Raw genomic sequence first — 515 nt, forward strand, 5'->3', positions numbered from 1 at the left:
AGATGGGCGGCGAGTTCTGGTACAGCCTCGACACCTACATGCCCGAGAGCTGGTCGCAGACGGACAAGTCCGACACCATCATCACCCAGTGGCATGCCCAGCCGGACTCCGGCAACCCGGTGGTGGCGCTGCAGACCAAGTACGTCAACGGCGAGCAGCACTACAACCTGATCATCCGCTCCCACCCGTCGCAGGACGGCACCAGCGGCTACAAGTACATCACCCAGTACGACCTCGGTAAGATCGACGGGGACATCGGCGACTGGACCAACTGGACCTATCACATCAAGTGGTCGGCCAGCGGCGACGGCTTCCTCGAGCTCTACAAGGACGGCAAGCAGGTCGTCGACTTCGAGGGCGGCACCTGCTACGTCGACGACGCCGGTCCCTACATGAAGATCGGCCTCTACAAGTACGACTGGAAGTCGAGCACCGACACCGGCGCCGACAGCCGCACCATCTACGTCGACAACGTCCGCGTCGGCGACAGCTCGGCCAGCCTGGCGAGCATGATG

Annotated in this window: 1 protein-coding gene; it reads left to right on the forward strand. The window is 63.1% G+C overall.

Annotated elements, in window-relative coordinates; translation table 11 throughout:
* Nucleotides 1-515, forward strand: a 515-nt coding sequence (locus ACSBPG_RS32080) for a polysaccharide lyase (protein WP_435541308.1), incomplete at both ends; no start/stop codon positions are given.

The sequence above is a fragment of the Azospirillum sp. ST 5-10 genome (genome assembly GCF_051225715.1).
In the GTDB taxonomy this organism is placed as follows: Bacteria; Pseudomonadota; Alphaproteobacteria; order Azospirillales; family Azospirillaceae; genus Azospirillum.